Origin of the sequence: Rhodococcus sp. IEGM 1306 (assembly GCF_036541985.1) — a bacterium.
GTDB classification, from domain to species: domain Bacteria; phylum Actinomycetota; class Actinomycetes; order Mycobacteriales; family Mycobacteriaceae; genus Rhodococcus_F; species Rhodococcus_F qingshengii.
Map to the genome: position 1 here is coordinate 188,949 of NZ_JAZHFF010000004.1, position 17,639 is coordinate 206,587.

Below are 17,639 nucleotides of genomic sequence, written 5' to 3' on the forward strand. Positions count from 1 at the left end.
ACGTCCGGTGCTCCCGAATTCAGAGGTAGCCGACCGCGAGGTGACGCATGGTAGGGACGAGTCGCTTTCTGCGCCTTCTCCTAGTGCTGGCCGTCGTGCTTGCGGCTTCGTTGATCGGCATCCTCACCCGCCCACCAGGTTTGCTCGCGACATTCTGGTGCGCCAACGCCATTTTGCTGGGAATGATGGTCAGATGGCCGGTCCTGATCGAATGGCGAACGTGGATCGCTGCGGCCGTCGGATACGTCTGCGCTGACCTGATCACCGGCAATTCGCTGTCGCTTGCCCTGCAGTTGAACGGGGCGAACCTCACCGGAGTCACAGTCGGTGTTCTTGTTCTGTACTACTTGAAGCGAACACCGTTCCGATTGGTCGATTCGCAGTCACTGGTGTGGATGGTCTTCGTCTCGTTCGTCGCGGCGACTGGTACCGCGGCCACCGCCGGCGCCTTGGACCGGCTCTTACGCGGTCAGTCCTTCACCGACACGTTTGTCCACTGGGGTGCCACCGAGGTCATGGCGTACCTGCTGGTCCTTCCTCTCATTCTGACTCTCACCATCCCGTCGAGCCTTGCCGAGTTCCGCACCAAACTGACGGCCAGAACTGTCGCCGCTATGAGCGTTCCGCTACTCGCCACTGCAGCCTGCGTACCGATCGCCCTCAGCATCGAAGGGCCGATCGCGCTGGTCCTGCCGATTCCAGCTCTCCTGTGGTGCGCCACTCGCATCTCGGTTCCGAGCACTGCCTTCGTTTCCGTGGTCTGGTCGGTGTGGTCACTCATGATGGCGGGTAGCGGTCGACTCGATATCGGAGATCAAGCCGCGTCGACTTGGAACGAGGACGTCATCACGTCCATTGCGGTCACGTTGATCGCGTTGGGGCCGATCGCGGTTGCCTGTGCGACCGAGGAACGTCGCGCTGCCGAGCGTGAGCTTTTCCTTGCTGTCGAATTCGACCATCTGACCGGAGTCCTCTCGCGCGGTGCTTTTCTCGGACATGCGGAATCGGAACTTGCCGACGCGGCCCGAGCGCAGTCCCCGGTCGGCCTGCTGATGCTCGACCTGGACCACTTCAAGAGCATCAATGACACGCATGGACATATGACCGGTGACAGCGTTCTCGCGAACTTCGCCGAACGAGCCGCTGACCGATTGTCGGACGGCGATCTGATCGGAAGGCTCGGCGGCGAGGAGTTCGCCATTCTGCTTCCGGACTGCAGCTTTGCCCGAGCAGTCGACGTCGCCGAGGCCGTCCGCGGCGCGCAGGTCGAGTACTCGGCCGAATCAGATGTGACGAGCACGGTCAGTGTCGGCGTCGCGTGGGTTGATCACGCGACGCCCGCCTTGGCCACCCTCATGAGCGTCGCGGACGAGGCTCTGTACGACGCCAAGCGCGCCGGACGCAATCTCGTGAAAGTGCGCAACGTCGGCAACGACGCCGTGCCGCAACAGAATTCCGAGCCGACCACGGCCACCCGCACCTATCGCAAACCGGCGGTACCTCGAACGATCAGGCGAGGATTTGACCGCGAAGGCGTGGTCGACGGCGGATAACTGCGCTGACCTGCATCGGGATTGGCATATAGTCGCACCCATGCAGCTTGATTCGACGCCTTCGCACCTGCCGACCCTCCCACTCCGATTCGGGACCCCACTGACCGAGAACGCCATTCGCGTGATGATGTTGGGATCAGGCGAGTTGGGTAAGGAAGTTGTCATCGCGCTGCAGCGTCTGGGCGTCGAAGTGATTGCGGTGGATCGCTATCCCGACGCCCCGGGGCATCAGGTGGCCCACCGTGCTCACACTGTCGACATGACCGATCCGGAAGCGCTGCTTGCCGTCATCGAGTTGGAAAAGCCTCACTTCGTGGTTCCCGAGATCGAGGCCATCGCGACGGATGCGCTTGCACTCGTCGAAGAACGCGGAGGGGCGGTGGTCATTCCGACCGCCCGCGCCACTCAGCTCACGATGAACCGTGAGGGAATCCGTCGGCTCGCGGCCGAGGAGTTGGGCCTGCCCACTTCGCCGTACGCATTCGCGGACTCGCTTGCCGAAGTACAGGCAGCGACAGACCGAATCGGTTTCCCGTGCGTCGTCAAGCCGGTCATGTCCTCGTCGGGAAAGGGACAGTCGACGGTTCGATCCGCCGAAGATCTCGACGCCGCATGGGATTACGCGATGGCCGGAGGCCGTGTTAATCACGGCCGGGTGATCGTCGAGGGCTTTGTCGATTTCGATTACGAGATAACGCAATTGACGGTTCGCGCCGTCGGGGAGAGCGGTCAGGTCGAAACGTCGTTCTGCGAGCCGATCGGGCACCTGCAGGAGGCCGGCGACTACATCGAATCGTGGCAGCCGCAGCAGATGTCCGCGGCTGCCCTCGCGTCGGCGCGGGACGTCGCCGAGAAGGTGACCACGGCTCTGGGCGGGCGAGGCATCTTCGGCGTCGAGCTGTTCGTGAAGGGCGACGACGTCTACTTCTCCGAAGTGAGCCCACGGCCGCACGACACCGGATTGGTGACCCTGCGGACACAGCGACTCTCGGAGTTCGAGCTGCATGCCCGCGCGATCCTGGGCTTGCCGGTCGACACGACTCTCACGGCCCCGGGAGCGTCGGCGGTGATCTACGGCGGCGTGGAGGCAAAGGGAATCGGATTCGACGGTGTCGCCGAGGCACTCGCGGTTCCCGAGACGGACCTGCGGCTATTCGGCAAGCCGGAGAGCTTCACGCGTCGTCGCATGGGCGTTGCCGTGTCGACGGCCGCCGATGTGCCCACTGCACGCACCCGTGCTCGCGAAGCCGCGTCGAAGGTGCGTCCCGTCGGATGAGTCCTGTGGCCGAGGTCCTCGTCGGGCTGGTCATCCTGGTCGGTCTGATCGGGGTCGTCGTTCCGATTCTCCCCGGGACACTTCTCGTTTTCGCCGCAATTCTGGTGTGGGCGATCATGACCGGTGGCGCGACGGCGTGGACGGTGTTCGCGCTGTCCACGCTGGCGCTGGTGGTCACCGGGATCGTGAAGTACACGTGGCCAGGCAAGCGGATGAAGTCCGGGGGCGTGCCCAACCTGTCGGTGGTGGTCGGCGGCGTCGTCGGCATCATCGGGTTCTTCGTGATCCCGGTCGTGGGGTTGTTCCTCGGTTTCATCGTCGGAACCTACTTCGCGGAACTAGCGCGGCTGCGTCGCTACGACATCGCCTGGTCGTCGACGCTTCACGCGGTGAAGGCAGTCGGATTGTCCATGCTGGTGGAACTGTTCGGAGCGCTGATCGCGGCGGGGCTGTGGCTGGGAGCCGTCGCGTTCACTTGAGCGCAGCGGTACCAGGAGCGTGCGTTGTCGCACATGACCGCGGACAGGTCGTCGCCGACGGCATCGGCGATCACGTCCAGGTCGTGGACCTCGAACGCTCGACGTGCCCGGGTACCGGGTAGGTCGGTGCCGAACATCAGCGCAGCGGGATTGACCGCGTGGATCTGGCGAAGCACATCGCTGACGTCGGAGATGGTGGTGCGGCCGAACCCGGTGGCTTTGACACGTACTCCGCGGTCGACGAGGTTGAGGAGATACGGCAGCCCGCGGGTGGACATTCCCAAGTGGTCGATGCTCACCGCCGGCAATTTGGCGAAGACGGGTTCCAACGACAGCAACAGCGTGGCATCGACGTAGAACTCGGCGTGCCAGCCCACCAGATCGAATGCGCGATTGGCGAGATCGGCGAGCAGACGCAGGTCGGTGGCGCCTCGGCGCAGATTGAACCGGACGGCGCGCACTCCCAGCGCGTCCAGAGCAACGATGTCTTCGTCCGTCGCATCGAGTGGCAAAGCAGTGACGCCCACCCAGCCTTCGCCGAGCTCGGACAATGCGGCTTTCAGGTATTCCTGGTCATTGCCCTGGTACGACGCTGTCACCACCGCGCCGCCGTCCACACTCAGGCCCTTCAGCGAGGCAATCCGGGCCCGGTAATCGGCCACGGTGAAGGGCTCAGGCAGGTACCCGTGATTCTCGACCAGCGGGAAGCGCGGGTCGATGATATGCACATGGGCGTCAAACACGGGGTCTATTTTGCCCTGTTGCCTTGGGTCCCCGCACACACCACCGGCCCGATGTGACCTGGGTCGCGTCGGGCCGGTGGAAGGCTTGTGTTCAGTTACTTCTGCGCACTCAGTTCGCGCGGTCGGGCTCCGACGCCTTCAGCATGTCGTGACGCTCGACGACCTTGATGCGCTCACGGCCTTCGGGCTCGCCCAGGCTGCGCTCGTGCGCGTCGAGGCGGTACCAGCCCTGCCAAGTCGTGTACGGCACCTGCTTGCCTTCGAGGAACTCGATGACGGCGTTCTCGTCGGGGTTCGCGGCGCCGGCGAAGTCGACGGAATCCTCGAGAAGATTCGCGACGGTTTCGTTGGCGTCACCCTTGGTGTGGCCGATGAGGCCGACGGGGCCGCGCTTGATCCAGCCGGTGACGTAGGTGGCCGGCATGAACCGGGCTGCGCCCTCGGCGTTGTCGTCGGCGACGACGCGTCCGGCGTCGTTGGGAACGGTGCCTGCCTGGTCGTCGAACGGCAGCTGCGTGATGTTCTGCGAGAGGTAACCGACGGCGCGGTACACGGCCTGGACATCCCAGTCCTTGTACGTGCCGGTGCCCTTGACGTTGCCGGTTCCGTCGAGCTGGGTGCGCTCGGTGCGCAGGCCGACGACCTTGCCGTCTTCACCGAGGATCTCCGTGGGAGACTCGAAGAAGTGCAGGAACAGCTTGTGGGGACGGGCTCCGACATCGCGAATTGCCCAGTCCTGCAGGGTATTCGCAACCATATCGACCTGCTTGGAGTTGCGGCGAGCCTGCTCGGAACCCTCGTCGTAGTCGATGTCCTCGGGGTCGACGATGACCTCGATGGTCGGCGAGTGGTCGAGTTCGCGCAGTTCGAGAGGCGTGAACTTGGCCTGAGCCGGGCCGCGGCGTCCGAAGACGTGAACCTCGACGGCCTTGTTGTTCTTGAGACCCTCGTAGACGTTCGCGGGGATTTCGGTCGGCAGCAGTTCGTCACCGGTCTTGGCGAGAACGCGGGCGATGTCGAGCGCAACGTTGCCCACGCCGAGGACGGCGACCTTCTCGGCCTCGAGCGGCCACGTACGCGGCACGTCGGGGTGGCCGTCGTACCAGGAGACGAAGTCGGCCGCGCCGTAGCTGCCGTCGAGTTCGATACCCGGGATGCCGAGCGCGCGGTCGGCGTTGGCGCCGGTGGAGAAGATGACCGCGTCGTAGAACGACTGCAGGTCGTCGAGGGTGATGTCGGTGCCGTAGTCGATGTTGCCGAGCAGGCGTACCTGAGGCTTGTCGAGCACCTTGTGCAGGGCGGTGATGATGCCCTTGATGCGCGGATGATCAGGCGCGACGCCGTAACGAATCAGGCCGAAGGGCGCGGGCATGCGCTCGAAGAGGTCGATGCTGACGCCGCGGCCGGAGACTGCGGTGTCGGATTTCATGAGGGCGTCGGCGGCGTAGATGCCGGCGGGGCCGGCGCCGACGATCGCGACCCGGAGTGGGCGGTTGGAGTCAGTCATCGTGAGGACAGCTACCTTCTTCGAAGTTCGGACAACATATCGACAAGTATCCAATTTAGCCGAACCTAAGCACAGCGCCTCGGTTGCGGCCGAACGGATCCACACTCTCACTCGATCGGTTGTGGGTAAACCTATTCTTTCTTCCCATTCTCCCGTTGTCTCGGGTATTCGGGGTAGGGGCCTGCTCCTTGACGGGCCACAACTTCAAGTTGTGGGGGAGTATTGGCGCTATGAGTGACGAGCTTCGCGAATCCGACAACATCGACGGCAAGAAGGCGTCTGCGGGGCCGTTCCTCTTGGCTGTCGCCATCGTCGCCTTGATCCTGGGTGGAATCTTCGTCGCGTCGTGGATCTCGCCGGCCGAGGAGAACGTCACCGAGTCAGACCGCGTGAGTCGCTCCGTCACCGACTACGTCGATGCCGAGAATCGGAATGACGCGGAGACGATCAAGACCCTGACCTGCGCGAGCTTCAATTCGAGCAACGGTCCGATGGCCGACGTCGACGGAACCGTCGAACTGAAGGGTGTGGACGGGGTCGTGGTCAACGGCGATCGTGCACGGGCCGACGTGACGATCACCGGTGGCGGAGCGGGCGAGCGAGTCTCGACCTGGGCCCTGACCCGTGACGGCAACCGTTGGGTCGTCTGTAACTGACGGCCCGCTCAGGCGCTCGCGGCGGTCTTGTGAAAACATGGACTACGTGAGTTACGCAGGCGATCTGACGCCGGAGCAAGCCTGGGAGCTGCTCCGCGAAAACCCCGACGCCGTGCTGGTCGACGTGCGGACCGATGCGGAGTGGAAGTACGTCGGTGTCCCCGATGTTTCCTCCCTCGGCAAGCAGGCCGCACTGATCGAATGGGTGAGCCACCCGACCGGCGCGCGCAATGACAACTTCGTCGACCAGTTGAAGGAAGCCGGCATCACCGCCGATTCCTCCGGGTCGGAGCGTCCGGTGATCTTCCTGTGTCGATCCGGACAGCGTTCCATCGGTGCGGCGGAAGCTGCGACTGCGGCGGGTATCGGCCCGTCGTACAACGTGCTCGACGGGTTCGAAGGCGCATTGGGCGCCGACGGGCATCGCGGACTTTTAGGTTGGCGGGCCATCGGCTTGCCGTGGAGGCAGCAGTGAGCGGAATTCCCCAGGGCGGCGCATTTCAACGAGCGCTGCCGGACGACGTCGGTCTCGGCACCCTCGGTGTTCGCGGCGGACTGATGCGCACCGGGTTCGAGGAGACTTCCGAAGCTCTGTTCCTCAACTCCGGATTCGTCTACGAGAGTGCAGAAGCCGCCGAACAAGCCTTCACAGGCGAGGTGGATCATTTTGTCTACTCCCGCTACGGCAACCCGACCGTCAAGATGTTCGAAGAGCGTCTGCGTCTCATCGAAGGTGCAGAAGCGTGCTTTGCGACGGCCAGCGGAATGTCGGCAGTCTTCACGGCGTTGGGCGCACTGTTGGCCAACGGCGACCGATTGGTTGCCGCGCGCAGCCTCTTCGGATCCTGCTTCGTGGTGTGCAACGAGATCCTTCCGCGCTGGGGCGTCGAGGTTGTTTTCGTCGACGGTGAGGACAACGCGCAGTGGGAAGAGGCTCTGTCCGTGCCGACCACTGCCGTGTTCTTCGAGACTCCGTCCAACCCGATGCAATCTCTCGTCGACGTTCGACGGGTGTCGGAGCTTGCTCATGCTGCCGGTGCAAAGGTAGTGCTGGACAACGTCTTCGCGACGCCGCTCCTGCAGCGCAGCCTCGATCTGGGAGCTGACGTCGTTGTGTACTCCGGCACCAAGCACATCGACGGTCAGGGCCGCGTGCTCGGTGGCGCGATTCTCGGAACCGAGGAATACATCAGTGGTCCCGTCCGAGAACTGATGCGGCACACCGGTCCTGCGCTCAGTCCATTCAATGCGTGGACTCTGCTCAAGGGCCTGGAGACGATGCCGGTCCGTATTCGGCACTCCGTGGCTTCGGCACTCGAGATCGCCGAATTCCTCGAAGGACACTCCGGCGTCAAGTGGGTCAAGTATCCGTACCTGACGTCGCATCCGCAGCACGAGCTCGCGAAGTCTCAGATGAGCGGTGGCGGAACGGTTGTCACGTTCGAGCTCGATGCGCCTGACGGAGAGGGCAAGAAGCGGGCGTTCGAGGTTCTCAACGGCCTGCGCGTCATCGACATCTCCAACAACTTGGGAGATTCCAAGTCGTTGATCACTCACCCCGCCACGACGACGCACCGGGCCATGGGTCCGGAAGGCCGTGCAGCAGTGGGTCTTACAGACGGCGTTGTCCGTCTGTCCGTCGGGCTCGAAGACACGGCTGATCTGTTGGCTGATCTGAAGCGAGCACTCGGCTGAATCGCTGGAGCGCCTTGCCTCGAACTTCCGACGGCAAGGCGTTCTACGGTGCGGGCGTGAGACCCAGTTGTTTGACGTCGATCGTCAACGCCGTCGTATTCAGTGTGAGACCTGAGCTTGTCGTGTCGGTGGGGTAGATCGTGAACAACACCTGCGCAGTCAGATTGGTGTTGTTCAGGGCCGACGTGACCGCGATGAGGTTCGGCGTCGGTGCTGTGCTGTCGTACAGCAGATTGTTGCTCTGATCCGTGACGTACGTGCGAAGGTCGATGTTGGCGGCTGCGAGCCCGCCGCTCAACTTGGTCTTGTCGACTGTCACGTTCGCTTTCAGACGTGGGCCGGTGGCCATCACCTTCGAATCGCAGAAATACGTGTAGTTGAATCCGGGCTTGAGCCGGTAAGTAGTGATGTCCGGGATATATACGAGTGGATTCGGATTGGTGGGCGCGTTGACGTAGACCTGCGAATACCAGCCCCCGCCGCTCGTGGTCACGCATGCTCCCAGATCCAGGGTCCCGGACTGGACAGCGGCGCTTGTCAGGGTCGCACTGTCGGTCCACTTCGCCAATGTGCCCGAACCGCCGAGCAATACGGCTCCGGCCGCGGCAACTGCCATGGCAGCTTTCGTTGTCTTTCTCATCACGGCACCAGCGCCTTGATCTCGTCCGGAAGTTCGCTCGGGGCAGGAGATTCGGCCCAGACTCCCGTTGACGTGTCGATGACGGTGACGCCGCCAGTGGTGATCACATACAACTGATCGGTTCCGGTGAGCCAATGCAGTACAGCGTCGCTGTCAACGGGACCTCGATATACCTCAGCGCCCGATGAATTCGACACGGACACAACCGTTCCGCTGGCAGTCGAGAGCTTCTGGGCGCTGAGGCCGGTCGTGGTTGCCGGGGCACCGATGGGAACCTCGCTCGGGGTGGTCGTAGTTGTTGTGGGTGTCGTTGTCATGGTCGTTGTTGTTGTCGTTGTGGACGGAGTAGTTGTAGCCGGTGACGAGGTGGTTGTCGAAGGTGTAGTTGTGCTGGTGGTTGTCGCAGCCGGCGCCAATGTCGTGGTGGGCGTGGTGGATGAGGCGGTCGTGGAAGTGACGGCCGTAGTAGGAGTGCTCGGAGCGTCTGCCGCCAGTGCCGGCGCTGTCGATCGACTGAGAGCAGATGTCCCGCTGATCGGACCGCCACACGAGTAGAGCAGGCCGACGAGAATGCTGAATTGGTAGCCGGAGTACGACGGCGTGACCGACGTGCCGCTCAGTCCATGGATTTCGATGTTGTAGGTGCCGACTATGAGCGGGAACGCGACTGTTGTACCGCCCGAGCCGTATTTCATGGAGCCAGTGGTCGACGTTGCGGTGTAGTCGTTCGACCCCAAAAGGTTTCCGCTGGCGTCGCGAGCGATGAGGCGGTATGAGCTTCCGACAGTCGCGGGCCAGGTGATTGTCACCGCGACCGGAACAACGAGCGCAAAATTCACCGCGCAACTGGCTGTGCTTGGCGACGTGGGAAAGGTTGCAGCAGTGCCGAACTGAATGCTTGTTGCCGTGGCTGTGTCGGTGTACCCCGCCTTGGTACCACCGATCTGGGACACACCGACCACCGTGAGACCGACCGTAGCCAAGGCGACGATGGCCTTGAGGGCATGGGAGTCGCCGCGTATGTCCTGACGATCCCGCTGAGGTTCCTCCGCGTCGGAAGCCTCACGTCGACGGAACGCGATGTACAGGAGCCCGCCGACGGCAATCGCACCAAGCACAAGCCCACTCGGTCCGGACAGCCAGACTGCCACGTATCCGAGGCGGTTGATGCTGAAGAAGACGCGATCGGCTTCGGTGATGACGTAGGGATCGGGATCGGCGATCGGATTTGCATCACCACGTAGTTGTGCGACGGCAAGGTTGTTGCCCTGCTGATCTATTGATTCCACACGATGGGTGATGCGCGTGCCTTGGCTGTCGGAGACGCTGACGATGTCACCGACCAGCACTTCCGAAGCAGGCACGGTGCGCGCGAATGCGAGAGCACCGGTATCGATCATGGGTGACATCGATCCACTCCGAAAGATCAGCGGGGTGATACCGAAAGCCAGACCGGCGATGAAAATGATGATGGATACCAAGCCTGCGAGGGCTCCCAGACTGAGCAGGACTTCCCGTACCCGGTTCGGCATCGAGGCCTTTGCATGTTTTTTCGTGTGTCGAGCCATTGCCATCACACCTTTGCCGTGAAGGTCAGGACGATGTTCGACGTGCTGTTCGTCGGCGGTGTCGGTGTTGTCGGAAGCTGCACCGAGACACATAAATTCTCGGTAGCCCCTACCGCCAGTGGGCGGTCGGGGCTACCGATGGCTTGATTCGCGGTGAGTGTCAGCGCGAGCGAGGACACCACGTTGGTGCCGTCAGTGCACTTGTTGGCAACAGTTCCGTTGGAGGAAACCGTCATTCGTAGAGAAGTCGTCAACGCACCATCACTCGTAGACGTGATCGTGTACTTCAGTGGGACAGTTGACGCTGTGCCCAGGTTGTTGACCTTGATCAGAGCGGTGTTCGAATCACCGGGAATCATTCCGGACTTGCCAAGCTCACTGAAATTCAGGGACTTGGTCAGGGTGGGCTGGGCGGTGCTGTTCAACTGCAGATTGATAGAACCCGTCGTGATGTTGCCCGAGGTTGCCGTGGCGGAAGACGTCCAGGCCGCGAGCGTGGTCACTCCGCCGACACCAAGCACCATCCCCAGCGCGAGCAGCGCGCGAAAACGCGTGCTGGTCAACAGGTGACGAATCCGATGGGCCGGACGGTCAGGGCGCGAGGGCATCGTGCTGGCCTTTCTCGATCTGGGCGGAGTCTGCGGGCGCGAAAGTTGCAGGGTCAGGAGCCAATCGGGCTCGAGCTCGCTCCTTCCGGCCGTCACGGATGCCGCTGATCATCATGTACGACGCGTACAGCAGTAGAGCGGTCACGACTATCACCACGATCACGGTGCGCTGCTCTCCCGTCAGCCAGGTGTTCACGTAACCGAGATAAGGCAGGCTGTACCAGACCTTTCCCCGGATCTGCACCGGCCGTACTTCCTTCTCGTCAGGCTCACCGTTCGCATCGCCCTGGGTGATGAAAGTTCTTTCACCCTTCTGGTTTTCACTTGTGGCGATGATCCGGTGCGTGACGACGGTCGGCTGACCCGATTCCAGCTGGTACGTAATAGGTGTACCGATCCCCAGTTCGGACGGATCGACAGGTTTGACCACTACCAGTGATCCAGGGTTGTACGTCGGGCGCATCGAACCGGTCAGAATCGTGAAGCGCTGTGCTCCGGCAAAGAAGGGAACGACAATCGTTGCGACGATGACTGCCGAAATTGCCAGCAGCAGTGTCCAGCTGACAATCGAGGTGACCCACCACAGAGGGCCGGTACGTTCACCGCGTTTGGTCGAGTGTTTTGTCATACCGGACCTGCCTGGAACGTGAAGGTGGCCTTGTTCGTTTGACCGGAGACCGCACCAGAGTCCACCGCGAGCCGCAGACACAAGACGTAGGTGCCGCCAGGCACGAGCGGATCCGGCATGTACGCCGGTGAAACCGGGTGCTGCAGCGACGCGGTCATCGGTGCTGACATCAGGGATGGAACGGCAGGAGCTGCCGTGTTCACGCCGGTCGGGCAGGCGCCTTCGTTGGCGACTCCGTACGTGGTCAACGTGAATCCCGTAAGTGCGGTCGTCGACTGCATTCGCCATTGCAGAGGATCAGTCCCCGAATTCTTGACGGTGAGCGGTGCTTGCACCGTGTTTCCCGGGACAACGGGCGTCGCGGCCGTCGTCAAGTTCGCCAGGGTGTACGCCGCACTGGTTCCGGCAGTTGTACCAACCGTGAGGTTGACGCTGGCGGCTGTCGCCGTACCGCCATTCGCGCTCGCCGAATCGGACCACAGCGCGAGCGACTGCTGTGACGATGCAAACACCGCTACAGCAGCCACCGCGACTGCGATCGCTCCCCAGACCTTTTTCCTCATGAAATTACGGGGCCGGTGTCAGTGCTGTCTGAGTGACGACCAACTTCATCGCCGACAAGTTCAGCGACTGGTTCTGCGCGACCTGGTTGGCCACCTCGTTGAAGTTCAGCCGGACTCCGACGTGGACGATCGTTCCGTTCTGGGCTTTGGTGATCTGCGAAATCGGGTTGCCGCCAGTGTCCTTGATTGTCGTCACGGGCACGACAGCAGCGGCAAGCTCGGCGCTGTTCGCACCCGGAACGATTCCGGCCGTATCGGCGGTCAGAACAGCCGCGAGACGATCGCCCACTGCGGTCACAGTGACGTCGCAGGTGTATTCGATGCTCTCGGTGGTGACTATTCGGTAAGCCGAGATGTTGGTGATCGCGGTCTTCGTCGGGTTGAGGGAGTTCCACCCGCCACCGACCGGTGCGCAAGAGCTCAGGTCGAGGGCGCCGGACGTGACGGGCCCGCCGCCACTGACGTCGGCCGAATCGCTCCAGACTGCGAGCGAGCCGGCACCGCCGAGGAGGAGAGCACCGGCCGCCGCAGCAGCGATCGCACCCTTGGTCTGCTTCTTCATGAAAATCTCATTTCATGTCTGGGACCCGAAATGGGGCCATTCAGACATGAGTATCAGACACGGCAAACGATTCGTTACCACTTTTCGAAAAATCAATTTTACGACTGGAGTCCAACTGTCACTCGGTGTCGAAATGATCTTTGACCTGCGTCTAACTACTCGTTTGTAAGTTTGGTGCGAATAAAACCGTTGGTTTGTTCAGTTGGACAAAGCGGACGAGTCGGAACCTGGCAAATCTGCTGTTTTTTACCAGTTAATTACCGAGTTTCGGTTTTGTTTTGCAATTTGAATCAATTGTTTGTGTTGCTACGAAATGGATCGGTCGTTGTTCCCACAAGATCGGCGACCGACTCGAGGACGATGGTCGGGCGGTAGGGATAGAGCTCTACCGACGCGCGGGTCGAGATCCCGGTCATCACCAGAATCGTCTGCAGTCCGGCTTCGAGGCCGCAGACGATGTCGGTATCCATGCGGTCACCGATCATCAATGTGTTGGCCGAATGAGCGCCGATGGACCGCAGGGCCGACCGCATCATCAAAGCGTTGGGCTTGCCGACGTAGTAGGGATCGCGCCCGGTTGCCTTGGTGATGAGGGCGGCGACGGAGCCGGTGGCCGGCAGCGAGCCGTCGCGCGACGGTCCGGTCGCGTCGGGGTTGGTGGCGATGAACCGCGAACCACGCTCGACCAGGCGGATGGCCGTGGTGATCGCCTCGAACGAGTACGTGCGCGTCTCACCGAGGACGACGTAGTCGGGGTCACTGTCCGTCAGGACGTAACCGATGTCGTGCAGGGCAGTGGTCAGGCCCGATTCGCCGACCACGTAGGCGCTTCCACCCGGCCGTTGGTTCGCCAGGAACGTCGCGGTGGCGAGCGCTGACGTCCAGATCGACTTCTCCGGGATGTCGAGACCCGAATTGAGCAGGCGTGCTCGCAGGTCACGCGGGGTGCGGATGGAGTTGTTGGTGAGCACCATGTACGGGATGTCGTTCGACGCCAGCTCTGCCAGGAACGTGTCCGCTCCGGGTATCAAGTGCTCCTCGTGGACGAGAACCCCGTCCATGTCCATGAGGTAGGTCCAACCGGTCTGATCTTCTGTACTGGTCATGTCTCCAGTATGTGCGGGAGCCGCCCGATGTGGGCGGTCAAGCGAGAAGTCGCCACAGCCCGATCAAACCGACGACGACAATCGTGTAGCGAAGTGCGGTGGGGGACAGGCGCCGTCCGTAGCGGGCACCCAGAACGCCACCCGCGAGTGAGCCGACAGCGATCAAACCGGCTGCTGCCCAATTGATCTGGTCGAAAGCCAGGGTGATGTACATTCCCGCTGCAACGATGTTGACGAGCAGTGAGAGCAGGTTCTTCGCGCCGTTCATGCGCTGGAGGGTTTCCGGGAGGATGGCACCCATCACACCGATGAGGAGGATGCCCTGCGCGGCAGTGAAGTAGCCGCCGTAGATGCCGACCGCAAAGGTGCCCGCGGTCAGGAGCATCAGCCTTGAGGTGGACAGCGTCGTTTCCTCGGTGGAACGCTTCTTGGCCCAAGCCTGGATGCGTGGTTGGAGGAGGACGAGTGCGAGAGCCAGGATCAACAGCACCGGCACGATGGTTTCGAACAGTTTCTCGGGTAGATGCATGAGCAACCACGAGCCGAGTAAGGCACCGGCGAGCGACGCCGGAATCTGCCACTTCAGTCGATCCCACTGTCCGGACAGCTCGCGTCGGTAGCCCCAGGTGCCGGAAACTCCGCCGGCGACCAGTCCGACCGCGTTGGACATGGTCGCGGTGACCGGTGGCATGCCGAAGGCGACCAGGGTGGGGAACGTGATCAGTGTTCCACTGCCGACGACGGCGTTGATCGCGCCCGCGCCGATGCCGGCCAACAAGATGAAGAAAGCGTCGAGTCCACTCACTCCGCAGACGGTACGGCAGATGCGAAGTCGGTCCGGACGGCGGTCCCGGTCTTCATTCGAACACTCCATTCAACACGGCGGTCAAGGCTTTAGGCACCGTTGAAATCAGTGCGATTTCAACCTGATCGACCTTTCATTTCCCTTGCAGTGCAGGGAAATACAACATTTGACGACTCGGCAATTCGCGTCTAGTCTTTGCTCACCATCCAGAGCGACCGAGAGACCTGGCTCGTCGACGTCGCAGCAACCCCCCGAGTGATCGGGAGCGGGTGCTACCGCCAGGACCGATGGAAGGCATCACATGGGTTCCACTTCGCACGCTCCGCACAGGCGCCGTCACATCGATCTGTGCCGCACGGCTTCGTGTCACTGTCGCTGACCGAACTGTCGTCTTCGTAACTCGAGTGCATTTACTCGAGCACACAGCTGCGTTCCCATTTCCCGAAAGGTCTATTCGTGATGTCCACTCCGTCAGGTAGTGCGCCGTGAGCGCGCCCACCGATGTCCGCCCCGAAAAGTCGGTGGCCGAGCCGCAACTTCCCGACTCGGAGCTTGTCGTTGCTCGTACCTGGCACCCGCTGCGCTGGGTGATCAGCGCGGTCGTACTGGTACTGCTTGCCCAATTCATTCACGGACTCGTCGTCAACCCAGGCTGGGACTGGCCGACGTTCGCGCAGTACTTCACCGCGAAATCCGTGCTCGCCGCGTTGTGGGTGACGATCAAACTGACCCTGTGGGGGACGATCCTCGGATTCGGTCTCGGTGTTTTCCTGGCACTCGGCCGTCTGTCGAAGAACCCGGTCCTGCAGGTGATCGCCTGGACCTACATCTGGGCCTTCCGCTCCATTCCGCTCATCGTGCAGTTGCTCTTCTGGTTCAACATCACGTACCTGTACCAGACGCTTTCTCTCGGAATACCTTTCGGACCCGAGTTCTTCACCTTCCAGGTCAGTGGTGTGATCGGCGGATTCACCGCAGCGGTCATCGGTTTGGCGCTGCACCAGGCCGCGTACTCGGCCGAGATCATCCGTTCCGGAATCATCTCGGTGGATCACGGTCAGATCGAAGCTGCTCACTCGCTCGGTATTCCGCGCAGTCGCCAGTTCTTCAAGATCGTTCTCCCTCAGGCGATGCGGGCCATCCTGCCCAACGCGGCAAACGAGGTCATCGGACTGTTCAAGGGAACGTCCATCGTCTCCACCATGGCAATCGCCGAACTGTTCTACCAGGTGCAGGTCATCTTCGGACGCAACGGTCGAGTTGTGCCGCTGCTGATGGTCGCCACCATCTGGTACATCATCCTGACGACGTTGCTCTCGATCGGTCAGTACTACGTGGAGCGCCACTACGCCCGTGGATCTGCCCGTGCCCTTCCGTTGACGCCGATACAGAAGGCGCGCAAGAAGTTCGAAGAGATTCGTGATGCGCGTCTCGATATTCCGAGAGGTGCGACCCGATGACCGCAGAGTTGGCCGAAGAGACGGTGTACGCCGTCGAAGCGCGCGGCATCCACAAGTCGTTCGGCGCGCTGGAAGTACTTGCCGGTGTCGATCTCCTGGTCCGCAAGGGCGAGGTGACTGTCATTCTCGGTCCGTCGGGTTCCGGCAAGTCCACTTTGCTGCGTACCCTCAATCACCTCGAGAAGGTCGACCGCGGGACCGTACGGATCGACGGAGAACTGATCGGGTACCGGCGCAAGGGAAATCGGCTTCACGAACTGCGTGACCGCGAGATCCTGAAGCAGCGTTCACACATCGGATTCGTGTTCCAGAACTTCAACCTGTTTCCTCACCTGACTGCGCTGGAAAACGTGGTGGAAGCGCCGCTCTCGGCCCAGAAGCGTGATCGTGACGAGGTGTACCGCGAGGCCCGCGCACTGCTCGAGCGAGTGGGGGTGGGGGACAAGGCAGACGAGTATCCCCGTCAACTCTCCGGTGGTCAGCAACAGCGCGTGGCGATTGCGCGAGCTTTGGCACTGAGGCCGGCGGTCATTCTCTTCGACGAGCCGACGTCGGCGCTCGACCCGGAACTGGTGGGCGAGGTTCTCGAAGTCCTGGCTCAGCTGGCTCGTGACGGCGCCACCTTGGTGATCGTCACGCACGAGGTCGGATTTGCTCGGGAAGTGGCGGACACCGCGGTCTTCATGGACGGCGGCGTCATCGTCGAACAGGGCCCACCTTCACAGGTGATCGACAACCCGGTCCACGAACGGACCAAGGCTTTTCTCTCCCGCGTCCTCTGACGCGACCTAGACACATTCCCGAAAGGAAAAATTGATGTTCTCCCCATCCCGTCGCGCGACCTTCCTGATCTCGGCTATCGCCACAGTCGGACTGCTCAGCGCCGCGTGCAGCAGTGCGGACGCCGAGTCGGACGGTGGACAGGTCACTGCCGCTGCGGGTTACAACCTCACAGCCGACCAGAATCGCATCACCACCGACAAGGTGGATTCCATCGCCGCCGAGGTTCCTCAGGCGATCCGCGACCGCGGCACACTGCGAGTCACCGGTAGTGCCGGTGCCGCTCCGCCGCTTCGCTTCTACGCCGACGACGACACCACCCTCATCGGCTCCGAGACCGATTTCGCCTACCTGATCGGTGACGTTCTCGGCTTGAAGGTCGACCTGCAGACCGCAGACTGGGCACAGAACTTCGTCCGCATCGACTCCGGCGAGGCCGACGCCTTCCTCTCCAATGTGACTGTCACAGAAGAGCGTAAGGAGAAGTACGACTTCGCCACCTACCGACTCGACACCCTCGCTTTCGAAGCCAAGAAGGGCTCCGGGATCTCCATCAAGGAACCCAAGGATGTCGCAGGCAAGAAGATCGCGGTAGGTTCCGGCACCAATCAGGAAGCGCTGCTGGTCAAGTGGAGTGAGCAAAACGTCGCGGCCGGCCTGGCGCCCACCGACATCTCCTACTACCAGAACACCACCGACTACTACCTGCCCCTGCAGTCCGGCCGGATCGACGCCTACTTCGGACCGAACCCGTCGTCGCAGTTCCACGCCAAGCAGTCGGGTGAAACCGAAGTTGTCGGTGAGTTCTCCGGTGCAGGCGACACTCTGCAGGGGCAGATCGCCGTGCTGGTGAAGAAGGACAACGGCCTGATCAAGGCAATCAACGACGCGATCAACCACACGATCGAGAACGGCACGTACCAGCAGATCCTCGAGCGCTGGAACATCACGAATGAAGCCGTCGACACGTCCCTGATCAACCCGCCCGGTCTTCCGAAGACCAAGTGAGC

General features: G+C 62.1%; 19 protein-coding genes and 1 riboswitch. Of the genes, 9 read left to right on the forward strand and 10 right to left on the reverse strand.

Features of this window, described 5'->3' with window-relative positions; all coding sequences use genetic code 11:
* Positions 1-47 precede the first annotated feature (47 nt).
* The 3 genes from V3587_RS13360 to V3587_RS13370 are packed head-to-tail and all read left to right on the forward strand — an operon-like array spanning position 48 to position 3,308.
* Positions 48-1,553: a GGDEF domain-containing protein gene (locus V3587_RS13360; RefSeq protein WP_235171567.1), complete on the forward strand. Its 1,506-nt coding sequence runs from the start codon at positions 48-50 to the stop codon at positions 1,551-1,553.
* Between the two features lie 40 nt (positions 1,554-1,593).
* On the forward strand, positions 1,594-2,829 hold the full coding sequence (gene purT, locus V3587_RS13365; RefSeq protein ID WP_283376814.1) for a formate-dependent phosphoribosylglycinamide formyltransferase: 1,236 nt from the start codon (positions 1,594-1,596) through the stop codon (positions 2,827-2,829).
* On the forward strand, positions 2,826-3,308 hold the full coding sequence (locus V3587_RS13370; protein WP_050655057.1) for a DUF456 domain-containing protein: 483 nt from the start codon (positions 2,826-2,828) through the stop codon (positions 3,306-3,308). Before purT ends, V3587_RS13370 begins: the two co-directional genes overlap by 4 nt.
* On the opposite strand, the gene V3587_RS13375 is transcribed toward V3587_RS13370, so the two are convergent.
* Together V3587_RS13375 and V3587_RS13380 are read right to left on the reverse strand one after the other, a co-directional pair.
* Positions 3,212-4,051, reverse strand: coding sequence for an amidohydrolase family protein (locus tag V3587_RS13375; protein WP_234036705.1), 840 nt, complete (start codon positions 4,049-4,051; stop codon positions 3,212-3,214). The genes V3587_RS13370 and V3587_RS13375 overlap by 97 nt on opposite strands.
* Before the next feature lie 109 nt (positions 4,052-4,160).
* A complete protein-coding gene (locus V3587_RS13380; protein ID WP_003944405.1) occupies positions 4,161-5,558 on the reverse strand; it encodes an FAD-dependent oxidoreductase in 1,398 nt (465 codons plus the stop codon).
* Between the two features lie 230 nt (positions 5,559-5,788).
* Here V3587_RS13380 and V3587_RS13385 point away from each other — a divergent pair, with 230 nt between their 5' ends.
* The 3 genes from V3587_RS13385 to V3587_RS13395 are packed head-to-tail and all read left to right on the forward strand — an operon-like array spanning position 5,789 to position 7,909.
* The gene (locus V3587_RS13385; protein WP_095972415.1) at positions 5,789-6,214 is read left to right on the forward strand and encodes an Rv0361 family membrane protein; all 426 of its coding nucleotides are present in this window, start codon (positions 5,789-5,791) and stop codon (positions 6,212-6,214) included.
* 46 nt (positions 6,215-6,260) lie between these two features.
* Positions 6,261-6,689 (forward strand): rhodanese-like domain-containing protein, encoded by a 429-nt coding sequence (locus V3587_RS13390; protein WP_283376881.1) that lies wholly within the window; start codon positions 6,261-6,263, stop codon positions 6,687-6,689.
* Positions 6,686-7,909, forward strand: coding sequence for an O-succinylhomoserine sulfhydrylase (locus tag V3587_RS13395; RefSeq protein ID WP_172403504.1), 1,224 nt, complete (start codon positions 6,686-6,688; stop codon positions 7,907-7,909). The genes V3587_RS13390 and V3587_RS13395 overlap by 4 nt, the downstream gene beginning before the upstream one ends.
* A gap of 43 nt (positions 7,910-7,952) precedes the next feature.
* Here the strand turns inward: V3587_RS13395 and V3587_RS13400 are convergent, their stop codons facing one another.
* The 8 genes from V3587_RS13400 to V3587_RS13435 form a co-directional block, all read right to left on the reverse strand.
* Positions 7,953-8,549 carry an alternate-type signal peptide domain-containing protein gene (locus V3587_RS13400; protein ID WP_047269470.1) on the reverse strand — a complete coding sequence of 199 codons (597 nt, stop codon included), beginning with the start codon at positions 8,547-8,549 and terminating at the stop codon, positions 7,953-7,955.
* Positions 8,549-10,117 (reverse strand): hypothetical protein, encoded by a 1,569-nt coding sequence (locus tag V3587_RS13405; RefSeq protein ID WP_283376813.1) that lies wholly within the window; start codon positions 10,115-10,117, stop codon positions 8,549-8,551. The genes V3587_RS13400 and V3587_RS13405 overlap by 1 nt, the downstream gene beginning before the upstream one ends.
* Before the next feature lie 5 nt (positions 10,118-10,122).
* Complete coding sequence (locus V3587_RS13410; RefSeq protein ID WP_218694945.1) at positions 10,123-10,725, reverse strand: SipW-dependent-type signal peptide-containing protein; 603 nt, start codon at positions 10,723-10,725, stop codon at positions 10,123-10,125.
* Positions 10,709-11,353 (reverse strand): signal peptidase I, encoded by a 645-nt coding sequence (locus tag V3587_RS13415; RefSeq protein ID WP_214514580.1) that lies wholly within the window; start codon positions 11,351-11,353, stop codon positions 10,709-10,711. Before V3587_RS13415 ends, V3587_RS13410 begins: the two co-directional genes overlap by 17 nt.
* On the reverse strand, positions 11,350-11,916 hold the full coding sequence (locus V3587_RS13420; RefSeq protein ID WP_064443278.1) for a hypothetical protein: 567 nt from the start codon (positions 11,914-11,916) through the stop codon (positions 11,350-11,352). The genes V3587_RS13415 and V3587_RS13420 overlap by 4 nt, the downstream gene beginning before the upstream one ends.
* Before the next feature lie 4 nt (positions 11,917-11,920).
* Positions 11,921-12,478, reverse strand: a complete 558-nt coding sequence (locus tag V3587_RS13425; protein ID WP_047269467.1) for an alternate-type signal peptide domain-containing protein — start codon at positions 12,476-12,478, stop codon at positions 11,921-11,923.
* A 290-nt stretch (positions 12,479-12,768) separates the two neighbouring features.
* A complete protein-coding gene (locus V3587_RS13430; protein WP_003944345.1) occupies positions 12,769-13,584 on the reverse strand; it encodes an HAD-IIA family hydrolase in 816 nt (271 codons plus the stop codon).
* A gap of 37 nt (positions 13,585-13,621) precedes the next feature.
* Positions 13,622-14,389, reverse strand: a complete 768-nt coding sequence (locus V3587_RS13435; protein ID WP_283376812.1) for a sulfite exporter TauE/SafE family protein — start codon at positions 14,387-14,389, stop codon at positions 13,622-13,624.
* Positions 14,390-14,588: 199 nt separating this feature from the next.
* Positions 14,589-14,683: riboswitch (SAM riboswitch) on the forward strand.
* Positions 14,684-14,874: 191 nt separating this feature from the next.
* Here V3587_RS13435 and V3587_RS13440 point away from each other — a divergent pair.
* From V3587_RS13440 to V3587_RS13450, 3 genes are read left to right on the forward strand one after another with little or no spacing between them, the layout of a single operon-like run.
* Entirely contained in the window at positions 14,875-15,849 is a 975-nt protein-coding gene (locus tag V3587_RS13440) for an amino acid ABC transporter permease (protein ID WP_095972405.1), read from the forward strand.
* Positions 15,846-16,631, forward strand: coding sequence for an amino acid ABC transporter ATP-binding protein (locus V3587_RS13445; protein WP_050655070.1), 786 nt, complete (start codon positions 15,846-15,848; stop codon positions 16,629-16,631). The genes V3587_RS13440 and V3587_RS13445 overlap by 4 nt, the downstream gene beginning before the upstream one ends.
* A gap of 34 nt (positions 16,632-16,665) precedes the next feature.
* Entirely contained in the window at positions 16,666-17,637 is a 972-nt protein-coding gene (locus V3587_RS13450) for an ABC transporter substrate-binding protein (protein WP_095972404.1), read from the forward strand.
* Positions 17,638-17,639 lie beyond the last annotated feature (2 nt).